Here is a 21,905-nt window from a genome sequence, read left to right as displayed (position 1 = left end):
GGAGCAAGCGTGCTGAATATATATTCAGCCACGCATGTATATCTAACAGCACCGTAACCGCGCCGTAAGTTGAGAGTCAAGGCCTTGTGTCCGCACCGCTGCCGTCTACCTGGCGGGTCTACTCCGCGGGAGAGAGCGGAATGCCACCGGCGCGGCTGAGCACCGCCGCGATGCGCGGCTGGTCGGCCGGGGCGGTGAGCAGGACGAGGACCGCCCGGCCCGCCGGGACGCTGCGGGCCGCCCGCTCCACGACGGCGTCGGACAGCCCGGTGTCGTGGACCCCGGCCACGGCCGCCGCCACGGCGGCGCCGGCGACCAGCCCGGCAACCGGCCACCCGGCGAGCGTGCCGATCACGATGCCCCACGCGCCCCCGGCGAGCGCGCCGTCGAGGACGCCCAGGTCGCGGGTCTGCAGTTCATGCATCCGGTAAGGACGGCCGGCCCCGGGGCCGGGAGCGTCGGACCAGGCGACCACGGCGTCGTCGAGGCGGATCCGCTGCTGCTCCCGCAGGTGCAGCACGAAGACCAGCGCGTCGTGAGCTTGCTGTGGCGTGCCGAAGATGTAGAGCGCGGGCCGGTCGGTGCGCTGCACGCCCGGCCGGCGCAACCGTCCGGCGAGCGGGCGGTGCCGCAGCTGCCAGCCCGCCAGCAGCCCGATCAGGGTCGACAGCAGATGCCCGAGGCTGGTGAAGGTCCTGGCGTCGGCGAACGGCAGCACCACGAGGACCAGCACCGCGGGCACCAGCACCCGCCGGGCCCGCACCGGCAGGCTGCACGCCAGGGCGGCGGCGACGGCGTGCGCGCCGTAGCTGGTCCCGACATCGGCGGCCCGGGCCACCTCCTGGCCGGTCCAGCCGTGTCGCAGACCTGCCTGCAGCACCGCGTAGACCAGACAGCTCGCGATCACGTGGGTCAGCAGGAACACCTCGGCCAACCGGCGCCGCCCCCACACCAGCTCGGCCGCCCCGGTGAGCAGCAGCAGCAGCACGACCTGCACCGGCTCGATCCCGCCACCCAGCACGAACGCACTGGTGAACAGCGTCCACACCCGGTGCTGCTCCAGGTTGGCCACGTTGGTGGAGTTCGCCGCGACGATCCGCGTCCGCGCCTGCGGCCCGGCGAACTCGTCGATGCCGATGCTGATCCCGGCCACCGCCGCCACGTACAGCGGCGCCAGTCGTAGCCCAGCCGCCGCCACCAGCAGCACCCGCGCCTTCGCGACCGGCCCCGCGCCCGCGGCAAGATCCGCGGCGAGGTCGCCGCCGGGCAGGTACCGGGCCGGCACGAGGGCGGGCTGGTGCCGCCACGTCCGGTGGATCACGACCCTGGCGGGTCGCTCGTCGCGGGGATGCCGGCGTACCGCCGGTCCGGGATCAGCGCCAGCAGGACACCGGTGATCGTGGCGACGAGGTGCTCGCGGGAAGCCAGTCCGCCCACGGTGACGACCTCAGTGCCGTGGTAGGCCAGGAGCGCCGCCGCGAGCCACCCGATACGCAGGCGGACCGCGGCGTACGCCAGCACCGCCACCACCGCGGCCGACGGACCGGCATCGGCGAGGTGGGCGACCTGCGACCCGAGCCCGACCGGCGGCCCGGCGGCGACCCACAGCGGCGCGGACAGGGTGGCGACGCTGTGCCCCACCATCGCGACGGCGACGGCCCGCACCGTGCCCAGCACCGCCTGGGTCAGGGTGAATACGAGCAGCACCTGCATCACCGCGAACCAGAACGGCAGCAGCGCGGCCGGCGCGAACAGCGACAGCGGCAGCCGCAGCAGGACGGCCGGAAGCGGATCGCCGGGATGCGTGATGGCATACCGGCTGATGACCGGATGCCCGAGCCTGGTCCGCGTGGCGATCGCCAGCACCGTCACCAGCACCGCGACGGCCGGCCCCAGCCACAACCGGCCGTACCTGCGCCGCCGGACCGCCTCGTACACCGGCCCGAACAGTGCGTGGCCCTGTGCGGCGAACCTTCGCAGGATCGACCGCGCGCCAGTCACCATCCGCGCGGGCTACCCAGCCCGCCCGGCACGCAACCCTCCCCGCCGGTGGGCTTCGGTCCACCGCGCGACCGGCGTGCGGAACGGTCAGCGGGCGGCGTGCTCCAGGGCCTCGACGAGCGCGGTGAGGGCCGGGCGGTTGGCGGCGGCGGTGACGAACCCGACGAAGCCGGTGCCCTCGAACATCAGAGTCACCTGGACCAGGTGCTCCTTCTCCCGCCCGAACAGGCTGACCCGCCGCTCGATGTCGTTCCACTGCGCCCCGCGGAACGTCGCCGCCGGGCTGCGGGTGACGGAGCGCCCGCCGCGCTGCTTCTCGAACCACGCGCCGTCCAGGACGAGCCGCTCGTTGGACTGCCCATCGACAAGGATCATACGCGCAGGATAAGGGACGCCGTACCATGGGCCGCGTGGCCGGCGGGGTGGACGAGGTCGAGAGCAAACACCCCGTGCCCGACCCGGACGCGCTCGTCACCCGGCTCGAAACGCTCGGCTTCCGGGCCGCGCCGCCGCAGGAGCAGCTCGACGAGTACTACGACACCCCCGACGGCCGGCTGCGCGCCCAGGACCTCGTCGCCCGCCTGCGGGTCACCGGCGCCACCGCGACGGCCGGCTTCAAGGGCCCCCGCACCCACGCCCCCGACGGCACCAACCATCGCATCGAGGTCGAGTTCCCTTCGCCGGATCCGGCCGGTGTACGGGCAGCCTTCGCCGACCAGGGCCTCCAACTGGTCTGGCGCCTGGCGAAACGCCGCCGCGAGTTCCGTCGGGACGACCTGGTCGTGGCGGTCGACGAGCTGCCCCGCCTCGGCACGTACGCGGAGTTCGAGGGCCCGCCGGCGCGGATCGCGGCCGCCCGCGGGCAGGTGGCGGACCTGATCGGCCCGGCGGAGACCCGCAACTACGCAGAACTGGCCGCCTCCCGGCACCCCGGCGCCCGCGATCTGCTCTTCTGAGCCGGTCCGGCGGGACAGTGGCCGGCGGGCACGGGAGCTACGGTAACGCCGTGCCTTCAGCCCCGCCTTCCGCTGCGACAGAACGGTGACGGCGGCATGGGTGGGCGCGCCACCCACGGCCGATCGGCTCGCCGCCGCCCGGCTCCAGCTGCCGGCCGGGGCTCTGGAGCTGGCCTGCCACGCCGCCGTCCCGGTCGCCGTGGACGCCGGGCTGCTGCGCCGCATCCGCGACGCGTTCCCCGGTCCGGTGCTTCCGCCCGGAGGTGAGGAGCGGCTGCTGCGGTCCGCGCTCTTCGCCGGTACCGTCGACGGCCGCCACGAGATCGACCCGAGGCTGCGGGCGTCGCTGCAGTCGGCGCTGGTCGCCCGGTTCGGGGCCGAGCGTCTTCAGCAGATGGCGGCGCTGGCGGGCGCTTCCCGGGTCGAGCCGGGGCCGGCGCTGGCGGACCGGCTCGCCGCGGCGTGGGAGGCGCTCGACCTCCGGCACCCGGTGGAGAACGCGCTGCGGGCCGTCCACGAGCTGGGCGAGCTCGCGCTGCTGCCCGGCAGCGACCTGCGCACCATCGCGCGGGTGCTGACCGGCGCCGCCGAGTTCGGGCCCGGCGAGGTGGTGGCCGCCGCGCGATCCGTGCTGGACGCCGTCACCCGGCTGGTGCCCGCTCCACCGGCCACTGACGACGACCGGGACGGACGGGTGCGGTTCGAGGAACTGCTCGGCCTCGGCGACCCCGGGGCCTTCGACCCCGCGAGCGCCTGGCGGGCGCGGCCGGACGGTGGCCGGCTCCGCGTGCCGCTCGGCGTGGGGACCGACGGCGCACCGGTCGAGATCGACTTCGAGACGGGCCGGCACTGCATGATCGTGGGCGCCACCGGGTCGGGCAAGTCGGAGCTGCTGCGCTCGGTCATCCTCGCCCTCGCCGTCACGCACTCCCCGGAGGACCTCAACTTCGTCTTCGTCGACCGGTACGGCGGCGGCACCTTCCGCCCGTTCGCGGACCTGCCGCACGTCGCGGCGATGATCACCGGCGTCGGCGAGTCGCCGGACCTGCTCGAGCGCTTCTTCGACACCGTCGCCGGCGAGCTCGACCGGCGGGCGCGGGACCGGACCGTCCCGGCGCCGAGCCTGTTCGTCGTCGTCGACGAGTTCACCGAGCTGCTCACCGACCGGCCCGACCTCATCGACCTGTTCGTGCAGGTCGGGCGGGTCGGCCGGTCCCTCGGCGTGCACCAGCTGCTGGCGTCGCAGCGGCTCGAGGAGGGCCGCCTGCGCGGCCTGGACACCTACCTGCCGATGCGGATCGCGATGCGCACGTTCACCAAGCAGGAGAGCCGCGCCGTGATCGGCGTGCCCGACGCGTACGACCTGCCTGTGAAGCCCGGCGCCGGGTACCTGAGCGCCGGGTACCTGAGCGCCGGGTACCTGAGCGCCGGGACCGGCACGCCGGTCCGGTTCCTCGCGCCGGTCACGTTCCACCGCTACCTGCCGGCCGACGGCGGGTGGGAGAGCGTCCTGCGCGGCCTCGACCCCCGGGCCGCCGAGCGTGGCGGAGGTGCTCGCCGACCGGATGCGCGCCGCCGCCCGGCCCGCGCCCCAGCTGTGGCTGCCGCCGCTGACGGCCTCGCCGCCGCTCGGCGAACTGATCGGCCCGCTCACCAGAAGCCCCGACCGCGGGCTGACCGCACCGCGGCGGCCCGGCGGGGTGGCGGTCGCTCGCGTCGACCGGCCGTTCGAGCGGCGCTTCGACGTCCACACCGTCCCGCCGGACGACGGCAACATCGTGATCGTCGGCGGTCCGCGCAGCGGGAAGTCGACCGCGCTGCAGACGCTCGCGCTCGGGCTGGCCCTGACGTACACCCCGGCCGAGGCGCACCTGTACGCCCTGGAGGCCGGCGGAGGCGCCGGCCTGGCCCCGCTGGCCGGCCTGCCGCACACCGCCGGCGTCGCGGACCGCCACCGGCGCGACCTCGCGTCACGGATCGTCGGCGAGCTGCACGCCCGCCTGGACCGCGAGCCCGCCGGCCGCCGCGCCTACCTGCTCGTCGACGACTGGGGCGCGGTCCGCCAGGACCTCGACGACCTGGAGTGGATGCTCCTCGATCTCGCCCGGCGCGGTCCGGCCCACGGCATCCGCCTCGCCGTCACGGCCCGGCGGTGGGCGGAGCTGCGGCCGGCCTTCCGCGAGACCGTCACCAGCAGGATCGAGCTGCGCCTGGGCGACCCGGCCGAGTCGGAGATCGACCGGCGGTCCGCCGCCCGCGTCCCGTACGACGTGCCCGGCCGCGGCATCACCGCCGACCGCCTGCAGCTGCTGATCGCCCGGCCGCGGCTGACCGGGGACGGCGACCTCGCCGCCGCGGTGGCGGACATCCGGGCGGCGTGGCCGTTCGAGCCGGCGCCGCCCGTCGCGGCGCTGCCCGAGCGGCAGCCGGCCGAGGCGCTGCCCGAGCCGCGGCGCGGCCGGATCCCGATCGGCGTCGAGCAGCTGGGCCTCGCGCCGGTCGTCGCCGACTTCGACGCGGACCCGCACCTGATCGTCCTGGGCGACGAGCAGTCCGGCAAGACCGCGTTCCTGCGCGGCCTGGCCCGCTCCATCGAGCGCGCGTACCGGCCGGAGGAGGCCCGGACCGTCGTCGTCGACTACCGCCGCCAGCTCCTCGGCGCGGCCGCCCCCTCCCACCTGCTCGGGCACTGCACCAGCCCCCAGTCCGCCGAGCAGGTGCTGCGCGAGGTCGCCACCGCGCTCACCCACCGGCTGCGCGACCCCGGCCGGTGGCGCGGCCCCGAGGTGTACCTCCTCGTCGACGACTACGACCTGGTCGCCACCGCCACCAACCCCCTGACCGCCCTCATGGACCTCCTGCCGCGGGCCGCCGACATCGGCCTGCACGTCGTCGTCGCCCGCCGGACCCGCGGCGCGGCCCGGGCGCTGTACGAGCCGGTCCTCGCCCTCCTGCGGGAGCTGTCGGCCCAGGCGATCGTGCTGTCCGGCGCCAGCGAGGACGGACCGCTGCTCGCCGGCATCACGCCGCAGCCCCTGCCACCCGGCCGCGGCTGGCACGCGTCCCGGTGGCACGGCCGCCGGCTCATCCAGCTGGCGTGGCACCCGCCGGTCTGATCGGCCACCGGCCCGGCGATCCAAGCCGCGTCGGCATGCGGGTCACCGGCTACGCCGCCGTCGTGGCCGGCACCGTCGTCGCGGCGACGGGTGGCTGACCGACGCCGCTCACGGTGAGGTACGCCGTCACCGACGCCAGGGCGGGGTGGGTGGCGGCGACCTGCGGGGCGAGGATCCGGTGCGCCTCCACGGCCAGGGCGCGGGCCTCGTCGGGGGCGCCCCGGGCGGCGGCGAGCGCGGCCAGGTTGGTCAGCGTCAGCGCGACCTCCGGATGCGAGGCGCCGTACGTGCGGCGCTTCCCGGCCAGCACGACCGTGTACAGCGCCGCCGCGGCGGCCGGGTCGCGGGCGGCCAGGACCGCGGCGAGGTTGTGCCGGTTGGTGAGGACGTCGGGGTGGTCGGGGCCGTGTCGGGCGGTGAAGTAGGCGATCGCCTTGCGCAGCAACGGCTCCGCCTCCGCCGGCTCGCCACGGGCCTGCAGGATCGCGGCGAGGTGGGCCTCGTCGGCGACGACGGCCGGGTGGCCGGGCGGATAGCAGCCGCGGTGCAGGGCGAGGGAGCGTCGCGCGCACGCCTCGGCGGTCGCGAGGTCGTCGCGGCTGTGGGCGAGGCCGGCGAGGTTGTGCCAGACGGCGGCGAGCGCGGGATGGTCCGGGCCGTGGGCGGCCTCCAGCACCGTGCGCACCGCGGTGTACTGGGCGAGGGCGTCGTCGTGGCGGCCCGCGAACTTGTACAGCACCCCGAGCTCGTTGCGCAGCGGCACCATCTCCAGGTCGGTGAAGCGGGGCGCCGCGTCGTCGCACGCGGCGTGCAGCAGCCGCTCCGCCGCGGCGTAGCGGCCCTGGCGGCGCAGGTTGCCGGCCAGGGCGACGGCCGCCTGGACGCGCAGCCGCAGCAGGACGTCCGGCCGGGACGGCAGCGCGGCCATGACGGCGGTGGCGCGGCGGTGGTACGCCTCGGCGGCCGCGTGCTCGCCGAGCTCGTCGTGGGCGCTGCCGAGCAGGGTGAGCACGTTCGCGACGTCTGGGCTGCCGGGGCCGGCGTGCGCCTCGAGGAGGCCGAGGGCACGCCGGCACAGGTCGATGCTCCGCGGGTAGCGGTGCTCGTCCCAGGCGGACAGCGCCAGGTCGTGCAGCGCGACCGCCTCGTCGACGGGATCAGGTGTCATGGCTCCGCCACCCGCTGCCGTGGCTCAGACGATCCGGGCGACGGCCTGGCTGTGGTTGATCGTCAGGCCCCGCACCGCAGCGGCGGCGACCGCCTGGCTGTGGTTGGTGGCGAGACCGGCGCCCCGCACCTGCGTGCGGACCACGGGCGTGGCGATGACAGAACGCTGCATGGGAATGCTCCTTCAGGATTCGTGGTGAGGCTTGCCCCGTGAGCGTGGCGGCCCCGGCTTGGCCCGGACTTGTGACGGACTTGGAGCACCGGCCTCAAGCCGACGGCAAGCGCGCTCGCACAGGCTGTCGCCGAATCCGGCCGGGACCGTACGGGAGCGAACCATGCAGGACACGAAGGCGGGCACCATGCCGGTGGCGCTGCGGCGGCTGCTGTTCGGCGATGTCGTGTCGGCCGCCGGGATCGGGCTCACCCAGCCGTACCTGGTGATCCTGCTGCACTCGGACAAGGGCATCCCGCTCGCGGCCGCCACCGCGATGACCGCGCTGCTCGCCCTCGCCAGCTTCCCCGGCAACTGGCTCAGCGGCGTCCTCACCGACCGGCACGGCGGCCGCCTCGCCATGACCGCCGGCCTCGCCACGACCGTCTGCGGCCTCGTCCTCGTCGCCGCCGGCGGGCACCCGCTGCTGCTCGGGTGCGCGGTCGCCGCGGTCGGGTTCGGGTGGGCGGTGACGCTGCCCGCGTACGCGACCCTGATCGCCGGCCTCGTCCCGGAGGAGGCGCACGGCCGGACGTTCACGCTGCAGTTCGCCTTGTTCAACGCGGGCATGGGCGCCGGCTCCGCCGCGGCCGTCCTCGTCGCCGACCTGCCGTGGCTGTGGTGGGCCGCCGCCGGCACCTGCCTGGTCGCGATCGTCGCCGTGCGCGGCTCGTACACCGGCGGGCGACGCGGGACGAAAACGGTGCCGGACGCGGGGTATCGCGCACTGCTCGCCGACCGGCGGCTGCTGCGCGTGCTGGCCGTCGCCGTGCTCACCTCCGCCGCCGGATACGGCGTCTACACCGCGGGACTGCCCGTCCTCGCCATCCACAGTGGACACCCGGACCTCATGTCGTGGGCGAGCGTCGCCAACTGCCTCACGATCGTCGCCGGCCTCCCGTTGGCGTTGCACGCCGGTGTACGACTGACGCCACCGCGACTCGTCGCCGCCACAGCCGCGGTCTGGTCGGCCGCCTGGCTGCTCTGCGCCACGGTCACCGGCCCGGCCTGGGTCGTGCTGCCGCTCGCCGCCGTGCTCATGGGCGCCGGGGAGCTGCTGCTGTCCGGCGCGCTGCCCGCGATGGTCAACGCCCTCGCCCCGGACGCCCTCCGCGGCCGCTACAACGCCGCCCTGACCTTCGCGATGACGGCGGGCATGTGGGCCGGCCCGCTGCTCGCCGCGGCGGCGACGGCCCTCGGCCTGGTGTGGCTGCTGTTCGCCGCCGCCGTCGCCCTGCTCGCCGCCGCCACCGTGCTGGTGCACCGCGTCCAGGACGGCCCGGCCGCGGCCGGTCAGCGGGGCGTCGACTGACACGGCGCGGGGATCGTTGTATGCTCGCGCCGATGACTACCTCACGTCGTAGATTGGGGGTCCCGTCCGCGCAAGGTGAGTGCTGATGCACTTCCATGACGCGACAGGGGACACCCGCCGCATCTTCTGGCAGCGCGTGCGCGAGTTCGCCGTGCCGCAATCAATGATCGAGTCAGCGACCGCCCGCCGGCATGCCGGTGACTGGGCCGGGGCGTGTGCCGCGGCGCGGGTCGACGTCGATCTCGACCTCAAGGCAGTGGCTCGGACCGGTGGTGCGGCGCTGGCCGCGTCGATCCGGGCCGACCTGCGCCATCTCGCCCCCGACCTGCTGCGCTGGCACATGCCGCGGATCGCGCCCGACGGCCTGCTGCGGCCGGGGCTGACCGTCTCCCTCGCCCGGCACGGCCCGGTGCACCTGGTGGTCAGGACGCCGCCGGCGTGGGCGGGTGCGGGGCAGCGGATCAGCCTTGCGCTGTGGGAGGGGGCGCGGCGGACCGGCGTACCGCATCCGCATCCGCATCCTGATCCGCGGTTCCGGCTCGACCTGCACCGGCACCTGTGGGATGCGCGCAGGGCGGGGGAGCTGCGGGCCAGGGCCGGCCGCGGCGCCACCGGTCCAGCGCCGCCCTTGGAGAACCGCGAGGCCGTGGCGGTCGAGGGTGCGGCGGTCGACCGGTGGGCCGACGAGGCCGCGATCCTGCTGGGGTCCGACGGGCGGGCCGGCGGTGCGGTGACCGTGCGGCTCGGGGCCCGGCACCGGTTCGTCGTGACCGTCGCGGACGGCGCCGAGCCTCGCGTCACGCGGGCCCGTGGGCGCGGCGGTGGTGGGCCTGTGCTGCCCGACGCCGCGACGTGGGTGCTGCCCGACGTGGAGCTGCTGCGCGAAGGGCTCATCGACGCGGACAGGCTGCACCCGCTCGTCGCGGCGGCGCTCGTGCCCGGCCGACCGTCGTCGTACACCCGCCGCGACGACGACCCGAGCACACCGAGGGTCGTCGAATGCCGGGGCGACCTGCACCGGATCGGGCTCGTCGGCGGCACGCTCGTCGCGCTCGACCACGACCCTGCCGAGGTGCGGCGCGAGGAACTGCTCGCGGCGCTCGGCGGGCCCCCGCTGGCGTGCCTGCAGGCGATCGACGAGGCGCACCGCCGGCCGGAGTGCCTGCCCGACGTGCGGGCCCGGCTCGACCACGGCGACACCGAAGGCGCGCTCGCCGTCGTCGAAGGGCTGCTCGGCCCCGATGCGCTGCTGCGGCACGGCGCGCTGCGGGAAGCCCTCGACGACGCGGCCCTGCGCAAGGTCGCGCACGGGCTGTTCCGCGCCGGCCTCGCCCGCACCCGCCCCGCACCCGAACGCCGCACCGCGCGCCGCTGACCCACCCCGCGCGCCGCTGACGCACCGTGTGCCACCGCCGGCCTTCGACCCGGAGGCCGGACCACGACCTCTCCCCGAAAGGTGATGCCTCATGTCTACGTTCACCGACCAGCTCGACGTCGCCGCCGAGCTGCTCGCCCTGCTGCACGACACCGCGACGGAGCCGCGCACCGACACGCAGCTGGAGGCGCTGACCCTTGCCGTCGCCGCCGACCTGCCCGTCCTGCTGTGGGGCGAGCCCGGCATCGGCAAGACGGCCGCCCTGACCCAGCTCGCCGAGGCGCTCGACCTGCCGCTGACCACCGTCATCGCCAGCGTGCACGAGCCGTCGGACTTCTCGGGGCTGCCCGTCGTCGGCGACGACCCGGCGGTGCAGGGCGTGCCGATGGCCCCGCCGGACTGGGCGGTGCGCCTGGTGCACGCCGGTCGCGGGCTGCTCTTCCTGGACGAGCTGTCCACCGCGCCGCCGGCCGTGCAGGCCGCGCTGCTGCGGCTGGTGCTGGAGCGCCGCGTCGGCGCCCTGCGGTTGCCGCCGGGCGTGCGGATCGTGGCGGCCGCCAACCCGCGGTCGTCCGCCGCTGACGGGTGGGAGCTGTCCGCCCCCCTCGCGAACCGTTTCGTGCACCTGCAGTGGGTGCACGACCACGACGTCGTCGTCCGCGGGCTCGGCGGCACCTGGCCGCGCGCGTCGCTGCCGCGACTGGACCCGGGGCGGCTGGCCGAGGCGGTGGCGTTCGCCCGCCGGGCCGTGTGCGGGCTGCTCACCGCCCGGCCCCGGCTGGTGCACCAGCTGCCCGGCAGCGAGGCGCGCCGCGGCGGGCCGTGGCCGTCGCCGCGCAGCTGGGACATGGCGCTGCGGCTGACCGCGTTCGCCGTCGCCGCCGGCACGTCCCGCGACGTGCTCTCGATGCTGGTCCGCGGCACCGTCGGCGACGGCCCGGGGCTGGAGCTCCTCGCGAGCCTCGACCGGATGGACCTGCCGGACCCGGAGGCGCTGCTCGCCGACCCAGCCGCGGCGGTACTGCCGGAGCGCGGCGACCTGCGGCAGGCGGCCCTCGACGGCGTCGTCGAAGCGGTCCGCCGGCAGCCGTCGAAGGCACGCTGGGACGCGGCGTGGGCGATCCTGGCCGCCGCCGTCGACACCGGAGCCCCGGACGTCGTGGTGGTGCCGGCGTCGACGCTCGCCGCGCAGCGCCGCGCCGACTGGGACGTGCCCGACCTGATCGAACGGCTCGCCGGCGCGGTGTCGCTGTCGCAGCGCGCGGTGGCCGCCTGATGACCCTCGACGCCTCGAAGCCGCACGGCGGCTTCAGCCCGGTGGCGCTCGACCACGACGAGGTGGACACCGGGGCGCTGGACACTGGAGCGCTGGGCACCGGAGCGCTGGGCACCGGAGCACTGGACACCGGGAAGCTGTACGCGGCGCGGCTGCTCGCCGCGCGGGTCCGGCCGTACCTCGCGACGGCACTGTTCGCGCTGCACGTGGTCGAGTCGCGGCGGGTGCCGACGATGGCCGTCGACCGGCAGTGGCGCTGCTACGCGTCACCGGCGTTCGTGGCGCAGACCCCGGTCGAGGAGCTCGCCGGCGTGTGGGTCCACGAGGTGGCGCACCTGCTACGGGATCACCACGGCCGCGGCGACCGGGTCGCCCGGGAGCGCGACCTGCACGGCGCCGGCGACCGGCTGCGGATGAACATCGCCGCCGACTGCGAGATCAACGACGACGTGTACGGCGACGGCCTCGCCCGCCCCACCGGCGCCGTCGCCGCCGCCGACCTGGGGCTGCGCGACGGCGAGCTGATGGAGGACTACCTGCGGCAGTTCCGGCTCGGGCCGCGTACGGGAGGCCTCGCGTGGCTGGACTGCGGCAGCGGCGCCGACGGTCTCGAACGGCCGTGGGACCTCGGCCCGGACGGCGCGCACGGGCTCAGCGGCCACGAGCTGGACGCGGTCCGGTTCCGGGTCGCGCAGGCGATCCGGGCGCGCCCCGGCGACGTGCCGAAGGGCTGGCTGCGCTGGGCGGAGGTGGCGTTCCACCCGCCGCAGCCGTGGCAGGAGCTGCTGGGCGCCGCGGTCCGCGCCGCGGCGGCCGGTGCGGCGGGCGGCGACGACTACACGTACGGGCGGCCCGCGCGGCGCTCCGCGGGACTGCCCGGCGTGGTGCTGCCGAGCCTGCGCCGCCGCCCGCCGCAGGTCAGCGTCATCATCGACACGTCGGGCTCGGTCAGCGACGCCGAGCTCGGCAGCGCGCTGCTGGAGGTCGCCGCGATCGGCCGGGCCGTCGGCGGCCGCCGCGACCTGGTCCGGGTGCTGTCCTGCGACGCGGCGGCCGGGCTCGTCCACGCGCTGTGCCGGGCCGAGGGGATCCCGCTGATCGGCGGCGGCGGGACGGACCTGCGGGCCGGGTTCGAGCGGGCGCTGCGCACGACGCCCCGCCCGGACGTGGTGGTGGCACTGACCGACGGGCAGACGCCGTGGCCCGAGGTGCGCCCGCCGTGCCGGACCGTGGTCGGCCTGTTCCCACGGGAGACGGGCTGGGACGAGGACGATTCGGACGTCGAGCCCATCGTGCCGCCGCCGTGGGCCAGGGTGGTGTCCATAGGTTGACCGCATTCCACGACGTGCCAGCTTGATTGGCGCCTGTTCGCCCGCGGTCGCATCAGTTCCGCATGACAGAGACGGGCACCGATTCATTCCGTGAGGGAATGTCCGCGTATCAGGGGCTCAAGACCGAGACTGAGCTCGCGACCCGCCACGGCGTCGGCATCGACCTGGCCCGCCCCGACGGGTCACTCATCCACTACCTGCGGCCTTTGTCGTGGAGCGGGTGAAGGGAATCGAACCCTCACTGTCAGCTTGGGAAAGCTGACGCAGCTGGCATGAGCCAGGTGGGCCGCGGCGGGCAGGCCGCCACGTCCCACGCCGCACACATAGTTGAGGACCCTCGATGCTCGACGTCGGACTCGAGTTGAACGGATTCTTCCCGCCGCGACCCGCACTTCACACGCTCAGTCCCAGTTGTTGATTTCTTCTGGCATGTCGGGATCCCGGTAGGTGTTGACACCGGTCGTGATGATCTCCCGCTGCTCCGCGTGCACGCGTCGCAGGAGTGCTTCGAACTCCGTTTGCTGAGCATCCCGCACCTCGTCGGTGGCCGCGGCCCGGAACGTGTTCCAGGCTGTCTCGACCTGTTCGTGGTGCTTTTCCGCCAGAGCGGCGAGGTTCCACATCGCGACGGTGCCCGCCGATCCCTTCCTTCCGTAGACCCATCGGTTGAACCGTATGTCTTCGGCCCTGAGGTCGTCCGCGGCCGTGGCAAGGGACGCCCCGGCCATGGGCGAGGCCGCGATCTCCGCCAACCGCTCCCGCAGCGTAATGATCGGGGTTTCTCGATCGCTCACAGTGTTCACCACAACTTTCAAGCGTTGTTGACCAGCCACCTGCCAGACAGTCAGCGCCGGACGAGGCTCAGCAATGCGTACAGCGGCCAGCGCCATCCGATGACGGTCTTCTGCCAGTCCTCGTGCCAGGCCCGCTGCTCCTCGACGGTGACCACGTCGGCGCAGTCGGCCGGATCGAGCGTCGCGACGAAGCTGCCGGGCACGGAGGGTCGGCGACCGCGCCGGAGGAGGTAGGCGATCTCGCCGCGCGCCATGTCCAGGGCCATGGGGGACGGGTAGACGTCCCGTCTGGCGCCGTTGCAGCACAGGCGGATGCCGTCGGACTCGACCTGGAGCCGCAACGCGGTCAGCGCATGGAACAGGTTTACCCCGGTCGCCGTCCACTCCCGCCCGTCGGGGGCCACCAAGGCGAGCACGTCGGCCTCGTCGGTCTCGGCGCGGTCGAGAGTCCACTCCTGCGTGCCGTCCGGCGTCAGCACCCGCACCGGGCTCTGCGTGCTGCTCATCCCGTGAAGCCCGGGTGGGCCCAGGTGTCCATGACCTTCTCCATCTGGCCGGCTGAGCACCGTTGATGCCCGACATCGGAATCGAGTCGAGCAGCCGCTCCGATGCGATCGACAGTAGTCGCTCTCAGGCGGTCGCGTAGACCCGCAGGGTGACCTCGTCGCTCAGGTGGGTCTGGCCGTTGACGGTCAGCGCCGCCTGCACGACCCACACCGTGGGCGGGGTGGCCTGGCCGCTGTCGGTGACCCTGACCCGCGCGTGGTTGCCGCGGCCGTGGAACGCGACCGGGCCGAGGACCGTTTCGGTCCGAACGGTCCACTGCAGCGCGTCGGCCAGCCGCGCCTCGTCGAAGCCGGCCGGCACGGCCACCTCCAGCGGCAGCGTGAAGGGCTGGATCGAGTAGCACGACCCGCCGAACGTCTGCCCCGGGCACCCAGGCGCCTTCACCACCAGCGGCAGCACCTCCCGGAGCCGGTCCGCCGCGGGCACGAGCGGCACGCCACCCGCGGCGGACACGGAGGCGGCCGGCGATGCCGACGGTGCCGTCGAAGGTTTCGCATGTCCCGATGCGGCAGGTGTACGACCAGCGCTCGGTGAAGCCGGCACCAGCACGCCCGGCGCCGCGACCGTGGACGGCGGTGCGGCCGGGGTGGTCGCGCTGTTCGCCGCGGCCTGCCCTTTCGGCGTCCCACCCCGCAGGCCGGCGATGCCGGCGACGGCGGCACCGCCGAGCAGGACGAGGAGGACGACCGCCAGCAGCACGGGCGGCCGCCGCAGCAACGGCAGCCGGGCCACCGGGACGGCGGGCGTCGTGCGATACACCGCCGGCTCAGGCCCGGGCGACAGCTCGACGGTGATGTCATCCGCATCGAGCTCCGCGACCGGCGAAGAGACCGGCCAAGGGACCGGCGAAGGGACCGGCGATGGAACCGGCATAAGCGCAGGCGTGGCGAGGTCGGCGTGCTCCGCCGGAGCCGGAACGTCCGGTGCTCCGAGCGCGGCCGGGACCGGAACCGGGCCATCGGATTCCGTGAGGCCGGCCGGGTCCGGGCCGTCAGGTTCCGTGAGTCCGGCCGGGTCCGGGCCGTCAGGTTCCGTGAGGCCGGCTGAGACCAGGACGTCAGGTGTCGTGAGGCCGGCCGGGTCCGGGACGTCGCCCGGTTCGGTGAGGTCGGCGGGCGCCTCCGGCAGCGGGAACTCGCTCAGCACGGCGAGCGCGGTGGGCCGGGCCCGCTGCGCCGAGGTGCACGTCGCGCACGTGGGAAGGTGCGCGGCCACGGCCTTGCGGACGGCGGGGCGCAGGCGCTTCGTGCCGGCCGCGGCGATGACGGCGGGCAGGTCGGGGCACCCGGTCGACGGGTCCGCCGCGGCGGCGGCCGCGAACAGCGCGAGCTCCAGCAGGCCACCGGGCCCGACCAGCCGGTCGACCGCCTTCCGGGTGACGTCGGCCTTCTTGCCCAGGACCGCGGCGACCCCCGTGAGGTCGACCTGGCGATGGCGCGGGCGCGCCGAGTACTCCGGCACCACCAACGCGAGCAGGTTCCAGTGGTGCTCCTCGATCAGGGGCCGCGCCGAATACAGCGCCCGGGCGGCGTCGTCACCCGTCGGAGCGGCCGGCACCGGGCGCTGCCGCAGCCCTTCCCTGACCGCGTCGCGCGCGGCCCCGAATCCCGCCGCGCCGGGTGGCGCCGCCTCGGTCGCCGACCGCGCCAGGGACTCGTCACCGCACGCGAGCACCACGCAGTAGCGGTACACGTCGGCGTGCTGCAGATCCATCGACCGCCTCCTTCGCGTGGGCTCCGCGGGCTCAACGAGCGGCCGGCGGCGCAGGTCGCGGCGTCGGAACCTTTGCGAAACCGCTTCGGGGCGCGCCGCGCGGAAGTCGATGCCGGCTGTCACCCGATCGGAGGTTGTCCATGCACCGAGCCCGACGCAGATCGACGCGACTGTTCCTCGCGGCCCTGGGTCTGCTGCTGGCGTACGGCGGCCCGGCGGCGATGCCGCCGCAGCTCCCGCCGTCACGCTCCGCTTCCTGATGATCGTCAAGCCGGTGTCGCAGGTGCCCGGCCCGACTGCTACCAGGGGCTGTTGGTCGAGCCGGGCAACGTGCCCGACGACGTCGCGCAGTACGTCCACCCGCAGGAATGGGACGGGGTGTTCGTCCACAATGCGTTCCGCCCGCAGGCGTACTTCTCCAGCGGCTCGCCGGTTCCGTACAACACCGGCTGGACCGACATCAACTCCCGCGACGACCTCGGCTACAACCAGGACGCGCTCGCCGGCGGGGTGCACGAGCCGGATGCCCTTCCACCGGGCGGGGGCGGCTGCGCTCGCGGGTGCGGCCGCACCAGCGAGCGTCGGCGGCGGGCGGCGCGGACGATTCCGAGCGAATCGGTGTGGGCAGGTTTGCCGCCCGAGATCGGGGTAGGGCGCCCGCAGGGCGCGACTACCCGCGACGGCGCCCGAAGGGTCGCATCATGAAACGAGCATTGCAGATCACGCTGGCGATCATGGTCGGTTACATCCTGGGCCGGCGGCGGAAGCTGCGCATGGCGATGCTGCTCGGCGCGGCCGCGGCGGCTGGGCGCGTCAGCGGCAACCCGGCCGACCTGCTGGCCCAAGGGCGGAAGCTCGCCGGCGGCTCACCGACGATCGGCCACCTGTCCGGTCTTGCCCGCCCGCTCGTCGACGCCGGTCGCGCGGCCGCCCGCACCGCCGTGTCGCAGCGCATCGAGTCCGTCAGTGACCGGCTCCGGGACCGCAGCGAAGCGCTGCGTTCGGTGGGTTCGGTGGGTCGGCGCGGCGCTCGCCGCGACGAAGACCGCGGCCGTGACGAGGACTACGACGCCGACTACGAGGACGAGGAGTTCGAGGAGGCCGAGGAGCCGGAGGAGCCCGAGGAGGCGCCCCCGCCGCGTCCGGCGGCCCGCCGCCGATCCCGCCCGCGCCAGGAGCGTGACGAGGCCACCGGTGACGAGGACACCGACGAGGAGCCCGAGCCCGAATCCGAACCCGAGCCGCCGGTCCGCCGCCGGCGCGTTACGGCACGACGATGACCAGCGACGCGCGCAGCGCATCCAGCAGCGGGATCGGCGATCGTCTGTCCAAGCTGCTGGTCCAGGAGCTGCAGAACTTCGCCGGCGCGCTGGGCCGCCGCGCCCTTACGGCCGTGCAGGACCGGGTCGAGGGCAAGATCGGCGACCTCACCGGCCGGCTCAACGAGTACGCCGAGCGCAGCGGCAGCCCGAAGTTGGTGGCCGCGGCGAAAGGCGCCGAGGAGCTCGCCGGGGGGAGCTCGCCGATGAAGGCGGCGACGAAGGGCGGCCTGGCCGGTGGCTGGTCGAAGATCAAGAAGTGGTTCGGTGGCGGGCGCAGCGCGACCCGCAAGCTGAAGGTCACCAACATCGTCGAGTGGGCCGACGTCGGCGTGCCGCTCAAGGTCGCCTACAACCAGTGGACGTCGTTCGACGAGTTCCCGAAGTTCATGAAGAAGGTCGAGAAGGTCGATCGGGAGGCCGAGGAGAAGCTGCGTTGGCGGGCGCAGATCTTCTGGTCGCACCGTGACTGGGAGTCCGACATCGTGCTGCAGGTGCCCGACGAGCGCATCGTCTGGCGGTCCAAGGGCGCCAAGGGTTACGTCAACGGCGCCGTGTCGTTCCACGCCGTCACGCCGACCCTGACCCGGATCGTGCTCATCCTCGAGTACTACCCGAAGGGGCTCTTCGAGCGCACCGGCAACCTGTGGCGTGCGCAGGGACGGCGGGCCCGGCTGGAGTTCAAGCACTACGTGCGGCACACGATGACGCAGTCGATCCTGAACCCCGACGAGATCGAAGGCTGGCGCGGCGTCATCCGCGACGGCCAGGTGGAGCTGGACCACGAGACCGCCATGCAGCAGGAGCGCGAACGCGAGGAGCAGGAGCAGCAGGGCCAGCAGCCGGAGGACACCGGTGAGCAGGGCGAGCGCGCCGCCGAAGAAGGCGAGCCCGAGGAAGGCGAGGGCGAAGAAGGCGAGCCCGAGGAAGGCGAGGGCGAAGAAGGCGAGGGCGAAGAAGGCGAGGGCGAAGAAGGCGAGGGCGAAGAAGGCGAGGGCGAGCGCGAGGCCGAGCGCGACGAGGGCGAAGGCGACGAAGGCGAGCGCGACGAGGACGAGGGCGAGGCGCCGCCGGCGCGCCGCCGGCAGCCTGCCACGCCGCGCCGGGCCGGCACCGAGACCCGCGACCGCCGCGGCCCCGACCCCGGAGACCGCCGCAAGCGCAGCACCACGAGGGGGTGAACGAGCATGTCGGTCGTGCAGGCCGGCGGCGGCGGGCAGTCCTCGTCGCTCGCCGACGTGATCGACACCATTCTCGACAAGGGCCTGGTGATCGACGCGCACGTCAGCGTCGCGGTGGTCGGCATCGAGATCCTGACCATCAACGCGCGGGTCGTCGTCGCCAGCGTCGACACATATCTCCGGTTCGCGGAGGCAGCCAACCGGCTGGACCTGAAGCAGCAGGAAGGCAGCGGCCTGTCCGACATGGTCGGCGGCGCCAAGGGCGCGATGGCCGGGCACGCCGGACGGCGCGCGATCGAAGGCGCCGGCGAGAAGATCCTGTCCAAGGCGGGCGATGTGTTGGAGCAACTCGCCGGCCCGGGCGAGGAAGACCGCGACCGGCAGCGGCGACGCAGAGGAGACTGACGTGGCCACCGACACCACCGCACAGGTCGGCACGATGCTCTATGGCGTGGTGCCATCGGACGTCGAGCCGACCGGCAGCGCCCAGGGCGTGGGCAACCCGCCGGGCGACGTCACCACGGTGACCGAGGACGATCTGGCCGCACTGGTGAGTGAGGTCCCCCTCGACCGCCCGCTCGGCCGGCCCGACGACCTGACCGCCTACCAGCGGCTGCTGGACGGCACCGCGGCCGTGGCGCCGGTGCTCCCAGTCCGCTTCGGCACGGTGCTGCGCGATGCGGAGGCGGTGCGGCAGCTCCTGGCCGACCAGCACGACACGATCGCTCCGCTGCTCGACCGGCTCGAGGGCCGCGTGCAGTACGTGGTGCGCGGCCGGTACATCGAGAACACCGTGCTCGCCGAGATCCTCGAGACGGATTCCGACGCTCGCCAGTTGCGCGAATACATCCAGGGCCGGCCGGAGCAGGAGACCACGCAGCAGCGCATGGCCTTGGGCGAGCGCATCAACGGCGCGATCGAGGCGATGCGGCAGGCCGACACCCGGACCGCCGTCGACCGGCTCGGCAAGGTCGTGGAGGACCTCGTCGTGGCCGCGCCGACCCACGAGCTGGAGGCCGTGCACCTGCCGGTGCTGGTCGAACAGGAGCGCCGCGCCGAGTTCGACGCGGCGCTCGCCGAGCTCGCCGACGGGTGGAGCGGGCGGGTCGAGCTGCGCAGGCTCGGCCCGGGGGCACCCTACGACTTCGTCACCCGGCTCGACGCGGGACCGGACGGCTGAACCATGGGTCTGCTCGGCACGATCCTCACGCTGCCGCTCGCGCCGGTGCGAGCGGTCACGGCCATCGCGGAGATGCTGCTGGAGCAGGCGGAGCAGGAGCTGTACAGCCCGCAGGGCCTGCGCCGGCAGCTGGAGGCGCTGGACGACGCGGTGGCCCGCGGAGAGATGAGCGAGGACGAGCGGCACGACGCCGAGCAGATGATCCTCGACCGGGTCGCTTCCCGGTCGACTGGCTGAACGACCGGAAGGCGGAAGCATGACACCCTCGAGCACCGAACCGCGTGAGCGGCGGGAGACGGCCCGTCCCGAGCCGCTTCCGGCCGCCTCCATCGCCCATCTCGCGATCGACGAGGTCGGCCAGCTGACCGGCAAGGAGACGCTGGGCATCGTGTCCGTCGAACCGGCCGAGGACGGCGGCTGGATCGTCGGCGTCGAGGTCGTCGAGGAGCGTCGCATCCCGTCCTCGGCCGACATGCTCGGGCTGTACCTCGTCGAGCTCGACGACGACGGTGAGCTGCTGGCATGCCACCGCGACCGCCGGTACCTGCGCGGCAGCACCGATGCGAAGGTGCACTGACATGGTCGCCTCGTCACAGGGGCCGGGCCCCGCCCCCGCACTCGGCACCGGGCACCAGCCGACGAACCTCGCCGACATCCTCGAGCGGGTCCTGGACCGGGGTCTGGTGATCGCCGGCGACATCCAGGTCAACCTGCTCGACATCGAGCTGCTCACCCTCAAGCTGCGGCTGATCATCGCCTCCGTGGACACGGCACGGCAGCTCGGCATCGACTGGTGGGAGACCGACCCGTGGCTGTCGTCGTCGAGCCGCCGGGCGGTCGAGCGCGGCGACGCGGGCCGCGAAGAGCTCGAACGCGACGACACCGCGCCCGAGGAGCTCGGGCGCCGGCCGGCACGGCCGGCGGTCGAGGCGGGCGGCGACCGGCGTTCAGCCCGGTCCGATGCGGAGTTCGCGCACCAGGCGGCCGAGCACAGCCGGTATCCGGCGGACCCGGACGCGCGTCCACGTGTCCGCCGGCGCGGGGATGAGCGGTGAGTGAGGAATGGATGCTGTGGTTGTACGCCGTCGCACGCGACCCGGTGCCCGTCGCGGTCGCCGGCATCGGTGACGCGCCGGTCCGCGCGGTCGACGCCGCGGGCCTCCAGGCCTTCGTCAGCCCCGCACCGGCCGGGCTGTCCGATGCCGAGGCCCTTCAGGCGCACCTGGAGGATCCGGAGTGGGTGGCGCGGAGCGCCGTCGAGCATCACCGGGTCGTGGCGGCGCTCGCCTCGGCCGGCCCGGTCGTGCCCGCGGGGCTCGCCACGGTGTACAGCGACGAGTCCCGCCTCACCGCGTCCCTCGGCCGGTACGCCGCCGGGCTCACCGATGCGCTGGACCGCGTGGCCGGGCGGACCGAGTGGGGCGTCAAGGGGTACGTGCGCGGCGGCCCGGTGTCCGTTCCTGAGACCAGGGCGGGCGGCCCGGGGGCCGCGTACCTGCAGCGCCGCCGCGCCGAACTGTCCGCCCGTGAACGGCGCCACGACGAGGCGGTCCGCGACGCGGACGCGGCCCACGCCGCGCTGGCCCACCAGGCGGACGGTGCGCGCCGGCACGCACCTCAGGACCGGCGGCTGACCGGTGAGCCGGAGGCGATGGTGCTCAACGGCGCATACCTGGTGCCCGACGCGCGGGCCGAGGCGTTCGCGGCCGCCGTCGACGCCCTCGCCGCCGAGTACCCCACGATCACGCTGCGGCTCACGGGGCCGTGGCCGCCGTACTCGTTCGTGCCCGCGCTCGGCATGGAACCATCGGACCCGGACCGCCTGCCCGATGGCGGTGCAGTGCACGCCGGCGGACCCGCGTGAGCCAGGACGTCTACTCGCGCGAGATCGCCCTCGTCGACCTGCTCGACCGGGTGCTGAGCACCGGGGTGGTCATCGCCGGGGACGTCACGATCTCCATCGCCGAGGTCGACCTGGTCCGGGTGTCCCTGCGCGCCCTGGTCGCGTCGGTCTCGACCGCGTCCGGCGGCACGGACCCGGGCGGGGGCGGGCCGCGGTGAACAAGCTTCCGCGGGACACGCGGCTCGACCTCGACCGGGACTCCGTCGAGCGAGGCTTCGCCTCACTCGTCCTCACCGTCGTGGAACTGCTGCGGCAGCTCGTCGAGCGGCAGGCGCTGCGCCGCGTCGACGAGGGGGACCTCACCGCGGAGCAGGTCGAGCGGATCGGGCTCACACTCATGGCGCTCGAGGAACGCATGACCGAGCTCCGCGAGCACTTCGGCCTGCGCCCCGAGGACCTCAACATCGACCTCGGCCCGCTCGGCCCGCTGCTGCCCCGCGACTGACCGGTGCGTGCGCCCGGCTTCCGGGCTGCGCTTCCGGTCAGGAGCGACTCCAGCAGGG

25 protein-coding genes and 2 pseudogenes are annotated in these 21,905 nt (G+C 74.5%); 19 read left to right on the top strand and 8 right to left on the bottom strand.

From position 1 onward, the window contains the following. Positions 1-118: 118 nt before the first annotated feature. From ACFY3L_RS17320 to ACFY3L_RS17310, 3 genes are all read right to left on the bottom strand, one after another. Positions 119-1,321, bottom strand: a complete 1,203-nt coding sequence (locus tag ACFY3L_RS17320; protein ID WP_389324195.1) for a rhomboid-like protein — start codon at positions 1,319-1,321, stop codon at positions 119-121. Next, on the bottom strand, positions 1,318-2,004 hold the full coding sequence (locus ACFY3L_RS17315) for a hypothetical protein (RefSeq protein ID WP_389324192.1): 687 nt from the start codon (positions 2,002-2,004) through the stop codon (positions 1,318-1,320). The genes ACFY3L_RS17320 and ACFY3L_RS17315 overlap by 4 nt, the downstream gene beginning before the upstream one ends. Before the next feature lie 84 nt (positions 2,005-2,088). After that, positions 2,089-2,376 (bottom strand): hypothetical protein, encoded by a 288-nt coding sequence (locus ACFY3L_RS17310; protein WP_389324189.1) that lies wholly within the window; start codon positions 2,374-2,376, stop codon positions 2,089-2,091. Positions 2,377-2,411: 35 nt separating this feature from the next. Here ACFY3L_RS17310 and ACFY3L_RS17305 point away from each other — a divergent pair, with 35 nt between their 5' ends. The 3 genes and pseudogenes from ACFY3L_RS17305 to eccCb all read left to right on the top strand — a co-directional run bounded on the left by ACFY3L_RS17305 (position 2,412) and on the right by eccCb (position 6,073). Beyond that, a complete protein-coding gene (locus ACFY3L_RS17305; protein WP_389324186.1) occupies positions 2,412-2,957 on the top strand; it encodes a class IV adenylate cyclase in 546 nt (181 codons plus the stop codon). A 394-nt stretch (positions 2,958-3,351) separates the two neighbouring features. Continuing rightward, positions 3,352-3,996, top strand: a pseudogene (locus ACFY3L_RS17300) (FtsK/SpoIIIE domain-containing protein); the annotation flags it as partial. A 511-nt stretch (positions 3,997-4,507) separates the two neighbouring features. Then, positions 4,508-6,073: a type VII secretion protein EccCb gene (gene eccCb, locus ACFY3L_RS17295; RefSeq protein ID WP_389324184.1), complete on the top strand. Its 1,566-nt coding sequence runs from the start codon at positions 4,508-4,510 to the stop codon at positions 6,071-6,073. A gap of 49 nt (positions 6,074-6,122) precedes the next feature. On the opposite strand, the gene ACFY3L_RS17290 is transcribed toward eccCb, so the two are convergent. Together ACFY3L_RS17290 and ACFY3L_RS17285 are read right to left on the bottom strand one after the other, a co-directional pair. Continuing rightward, positions 6,123-7,241 (bottom strand): tetratricopeptide repeat protein, encoded by a 1,119-nt coding sequence (locus ACFY3L_RS17290; RefSeq protein ID WP_389324181.1) that lies wholly within the window; start codon positions 7,239-7,241, stop codon positions 6,123-6,125. 24 nt (positions 7,242-7,265) lie between these two features. Then, positions 7,266-7,412 (bottom strand): hypothetical protein, encoded by a 147-nt coding sequence (locus tag ACFY3L_RS17285; protein WP_389324178.1) that lies wholly within the window; start codon positions 7,410-7,412, stop codon positions 7,266-7,268. A 163-nt stretch (positions 7,413-7,575) separates the two neighbouring features. Here ACFY3L_RS17285 and ACFY3L_RS17280 point away from each other — a divergent pair, with 163 nt between their 5' ends. The 5 genes from ACFY3L_RS17280 (at position 7,576) to ACFY3L_RS17260 (ending at position 12,969) form a co-directional block, all read left to right on the top strand. Beyond that, positions 7,576-8,763, top strand: a complete 1,188-nt coding sequence (locus ACFY3L_RS17280; protein ID WP_389324176.1) for an MFS transporter — start codon at positions 7,576-7,578, stop codon at positions 8,761-8,763. Between the two features lie 85 nt (positions 8,764-8,848). After that, positions 8,849-10,138 (top strand): hypothetical protein, encoded by a 1,290-nt coding sequence (locus ACFY3L_RS17275; protein WP_389324174.1) that lies wholly within the window; start codon positions 8,849-8,851, stop codon positions 10,136-10,138. A gap of 91 nt (positions 10,139-10,229) precedes the next feature. Further along, the gene (locus ACFY3L_RS17270) at positions 10,230-11,414 is read left to right on the top strand and encodes an AAA family ATPase (protein WP_389324172.1); all 1,185 of its coding nucleotides are present in this window, start codon (positions 10,230-10,232) and stop codon (positions 11,412-11,414) included. Next, positions 11,414-12,745 carry a VWA-like domain-containing protein gene (locus ACFY3L_RS17265; RefSeq protein WP_389324169.1) on the top strand — a complete coding sequence of 444 codons (1,332 nt, stop codon included), beginning with the start codon at positions 11,414-11,416 and terminating at the stop codon, positions 12,743-12,745. Before ACFY3L_RS17270 ends, ACFY3L_RS17265 begins: the two co-directional genes overlap by 1 nt. Positions 12,746-12,843: 98 nt before the next feature. Continuing rightward, the gene (locus tag ACFY3L_RS17260) at positions 12,844-12,969 is read left to right on the top strand and encodes a hypothetical protein (protein ID WP_389324166.1); all 126 of its coding nucleotides are present in this window, start codon (positions 12,844-12,846) and stop codon (positions 12,967-12,969) included. A gap of 177 nt (positions 12,970-13,146) precedes the next feature. On the opposite strand, the gene ACFY3L_RS17255 is transcribed toward ACFY3L_RS17260, so the two are convergent. The 3 genes from ACFY3L_RS17255 to ACFY3L_RS17245 form a co-directional block, all read right to left on the bottom strand. After that, positions 13,147-13,635 carry a hypothetical protein gene (locus ACFY3L_RS17255; RefSeq protein WP_389324163.1) on the bottom strand — a complete coding sequence of 163 codons (489 nt, stop codon included), beginning with the start codon at positions 13,633-13,635 and terminating at the stop codon, positions 13,147-13,149. Then, positions 13,590-14,045, bottom strand: a complete 456-nt coding sequence (locus tag ACFY3L_RS17250) for a hypothetical protein (protein WP_389324160.1) — start codon at positions 14,043-14,045, stop codon at positions 13,590-13,592. The genes ACFY3L_RS17255 and ACFY3L_RS17250 overlap by 46 nt, the downstream gene beginning before the upstream one ends. 124 nt (positions 14,046-14,169) lie before the next feature. Then, positions 14,170-15,819, bottom strand: coding sequence for a hypothetical protein (locus ACFY3L_RS17245; RefSeq protein ID WP_389324158.1), 1,650 nt, complete (start codon positions 15,817-15,819; stop codon positions 14,170-14,172). 312 nt (positions 15,820-16,131) lie between these two features. Here ACFY3L_RS17245 and ACFY3L_RS17240 point away from each other — a divergent pair, with 312 nt between their 5' ends. From ACFY3L_RS17240 to ACFY3L_RS17190, 11 genes and pseudogenes are all read left to right on the top strand, one after another. Beyond that, the gene (locus ACFY3L_RS17240) at positions 16,132-16,524 is read left to right on the top strand and encodes a hypothetical protein (RefSeq protein WP_389324155.1); all 393 of its coding nucleotides are present in this window, start codon (positions 16,132-16,134) and stop codon (positions 16,522-16,524) included. Further along, positions 16,521-17,099: a hypothetical protein gene (locus tag ACFY3L_RS17235; RefSeq protein ID WP_389324152.1), complete on the top strand. Its 579-nt coding sequence runs from the start codon at positions 16,521-16,523 to the stop codon at positions 17,097-17,099. Before ACFY3L_RS17240 ends, ACFY3L_RS17235 begins: the two co-directional genes overlap by 4 nt. After that, the gene (locus ACFY3L_RS17230) at positions 17,096-18,319 is read left to right on the top strand and encodes an SRPBCC family protein (protein ID WP_389324149.1); all 1,224 of its coding nucleotides are present in this window, start codon (positions 17,096-17,098) and stop codon (positions 18,317-18,319) included. The genes ACFY3L_RS17235 and ACFY3L_RS17230 overlap by 4 nt, the downstream gene beginning before the upstream one ends. Before the next feature lie 6 nt (positions 18,320-18,325). Continuing rightward, positions 18,326-18,514: pseudogene (gene gvpJ, locus ACFY3L_RS17225) on the top strand (gas vesicle protein GvpJ); the annotation flags it as partial. A gap of 211 nt (positions 18,515-18,725) precedes the next feature. Continuing rightward, positions 18,726-19,499 (top strand): GvpL/GvpF family gas vesicle protein, encoded by a 774-nt coding sequence (locus ACFY3L_RS17220; protein ID WP_389324146.1) that lies wholly within the window; start codon positions 18,726-18,728, stop codon positions 19,497-19,499. Between the two features lie 3 nt (positions 19,500-19,502). After that, positions 19,503-19,736: a gas vesicle protein GvpG gene (locus tag ACFY3L_RS17215; RefSeq protein ID WP_389324143.1), complete on the top strand. Its 234-nt coding sequence runs from the start codon at positions 19,503-19,505 to the stop codon at positions 19,734-19,736. Between the two features lie 19 nt (positions 19,737-19,755). Next, positions 19,756-20,076, top strand: coding sequence for a gas vesicle protein GvpO (gene gvpO, locus ACFY3L_RS17210; protein ID WP_389324140.1), 321 nt, complete (start codon positions 19,756-19,758; stop codon positions 20,074-20,076). A gap of 1 nt (position 20,077) precedes the next feature. After that, on the top strand, positions 20,078-20,554 hold the full coding sequence (locus ACFY3L_RS17205; protein ID WP_389324137.1) for a gas vesicle protein: 477 nt from the start codon (positions 20,078-20,080) through the stop codon (positions 20,552-20,554). Beyond that, complete coding sequence (locus ACFY3L_RS17200) at positions 20,551-21,363, top strand: GvpL/GvpF family gas vesicle protein (protein ID WP_389324134.1); 813 nt, start codon at positions 20,551-20,553, stop codon at positions 21,361-21,363. Before ACFY3L_RS17205 ends, ACFY3L_RS17200 begins: the two co-directional genes overlap by 4 nt. Next, positions 21,360-21,560 carry a gas vesicle protein gene (locus ACFY3L_RS17195; RefSeq protein ID WP_389324131.1) on the top strand — a complete coding sequence of 67 codons (201 nt, stop codon included), beginning with the start codon at positions 21,360-21,362 and terminating at the stop codon, positions 21,558-21,560. Before ACFY3L_RS17200 ends, ACFY3L_RS17195 begins: the two co-directional genes overlap by 4 nt. Beyond that, the gene (locus tag ACFY3L_RS17190) at positions 21,557-21,847 is read left to right on the top strand and encodes a gas vesicle protein K (protein WP_389324128.1); all 291 of its coding nucleotides are present in this window, start codon (positions 21,557-21,559) and stop codon (positions 21,845-21,847) included. The genes ACFY3L_RS17195 and ACFY3L_RS17190 overlap by 4 nt, the downstream gene beginning before the upstream one ends. The last annotated feature ends 58 nt before the right edge of the window (positions 21,848-21,905 follow it).

Source organism: Dactylosporangium sp. NPDC000521 (genome assembly GCF_042898305.1).
Taxonomy (GTDB): Bacteria; Actinomycetota; Actinomycetes; order Mycobacteriales; family Micromonosporaceae; genus Dactylosporangium.
Note: the sequence above shows the minus strand (reverse complement) of the source record. Positions and strands in the feature narration are given on the sequence as shown.

Coding starts and splice junctions, on each gene's coding strand:
- ACFY3L_RS17230 (WP_389324149.1), top strand. CDS start 17,096: ATGACCAGCGACGCGCGCAGCGCATCCAGCAGCGGGATCGGCGATCGT.
- ACFY3L_RS17270 (WP_389324172.1), top strand. CDS start 10,230: ATGTCTACGTTCACCGACCAGCTCGACGTCGCCGCCGAGCTGCTCGCC.
- ACFY3L_RS17250 (WP_389324160.1), bottom strand. CDS start 14,045: ATGAGCAGCACGCAGAGCCCGGTGCGGGTGCTGACGCCGGACGGCACG.
- ACFY3L_RS17215 (WP_389324143.1), top strand. CDS start 19,503: ATGGGTCTGCTCGGCACGATCCTCACGCTGCCGCTCGCGCCGGTGCGA.
- ACFY3L_RS17290 (WP_389324181.1), bottom strand. CDS start 7,241: ATGACACCTGATCCCGTCGACGAGGCGGTCGCGCTGCACGACCTGGCG.
- ACFY3L_RS17275 (WP_389324174.1), top strand. CDS start 8,849: ATGCACTTCCATGACGCGACAGGGGACACCCGCCGCATCTTCTGGCAG.
- ACFY3L_RS17310 (WP_389324189.1), bottom strand. CDS start 2,376: ATGATCCTTGTCGATGGGCAGTCCAACGAGCGGCTCGTCCTGGACGGC.
- ACFY3L_RS17285 (WP_389324178.1), bottom strand. CDS start 7,412: ATGCAGCGTTCTGTCATCGCCACGCCCGTGGTCCGCACGCAGGTGCGG.
- ACFY3L_RS17280 (WP_389324176.1), top strand. CDS start 7,576: ATGCAGGACACGAAGGCGGGCACCATGCCGGTGGCGCTGCGGCGGCTG.
- ACFY3L_RS17260 (WP_389324166.1), top strand. CDS start 12,844: ATGTCCGCGTATCAGGGGCTCAAGACCGAGACTGAGCTCGCGACCCGC.
- ACFY3L_RS17235 (WP_389324152.1), top strand. CDS start 16,521: ATGAAACGAGCATTGCAGATCACGCTGGCGATCATGGTCGGTTACATC.
- ACFY3L_RS17205 (WP_389324137.1), top strand. CDS start 20,078: ATGGTCGCCTCGTCACAGGGGCCGGGCCCCGCCCCCGCACTCGGCACC.
- ACFY3L_RS17255 (WP_389324163.1), bottom strand. CDS start 13,635: ATGGCGCTGGCCGCTGTACGCATTGCTGAGCCTCGTCCGGCGCTGACT.
- ACFY3L_RS17265 (WP_389324169.1), top strand. CDS start 11,414: ATGACCCTCGACGCCTCGAAGCCGCACGGCGGCTTCAGCCCGGTGGCG.
- gvpO (WP_389324140.1), top strand. CDS start 19,756: ATGACACCCTCGAGCACCGAACCGCGTGAGCGGCGGGAGACGGCCCGT.
- ACFY3L_RS17245 (WP_389324158.1), bottom strand. CDS start 15,819: ATGGATCTGCAGCACGCCGACGTGTACCGCTACTGCGTGGTGCTCGCG.
- ACFY3L_RS17315 (WP_389324192.1), bottom strand. CDS start 2,004: ATGGTGACTGGCGCGCGGTCGATCCTGCGAAGGTTCGCCGCACAGGGC.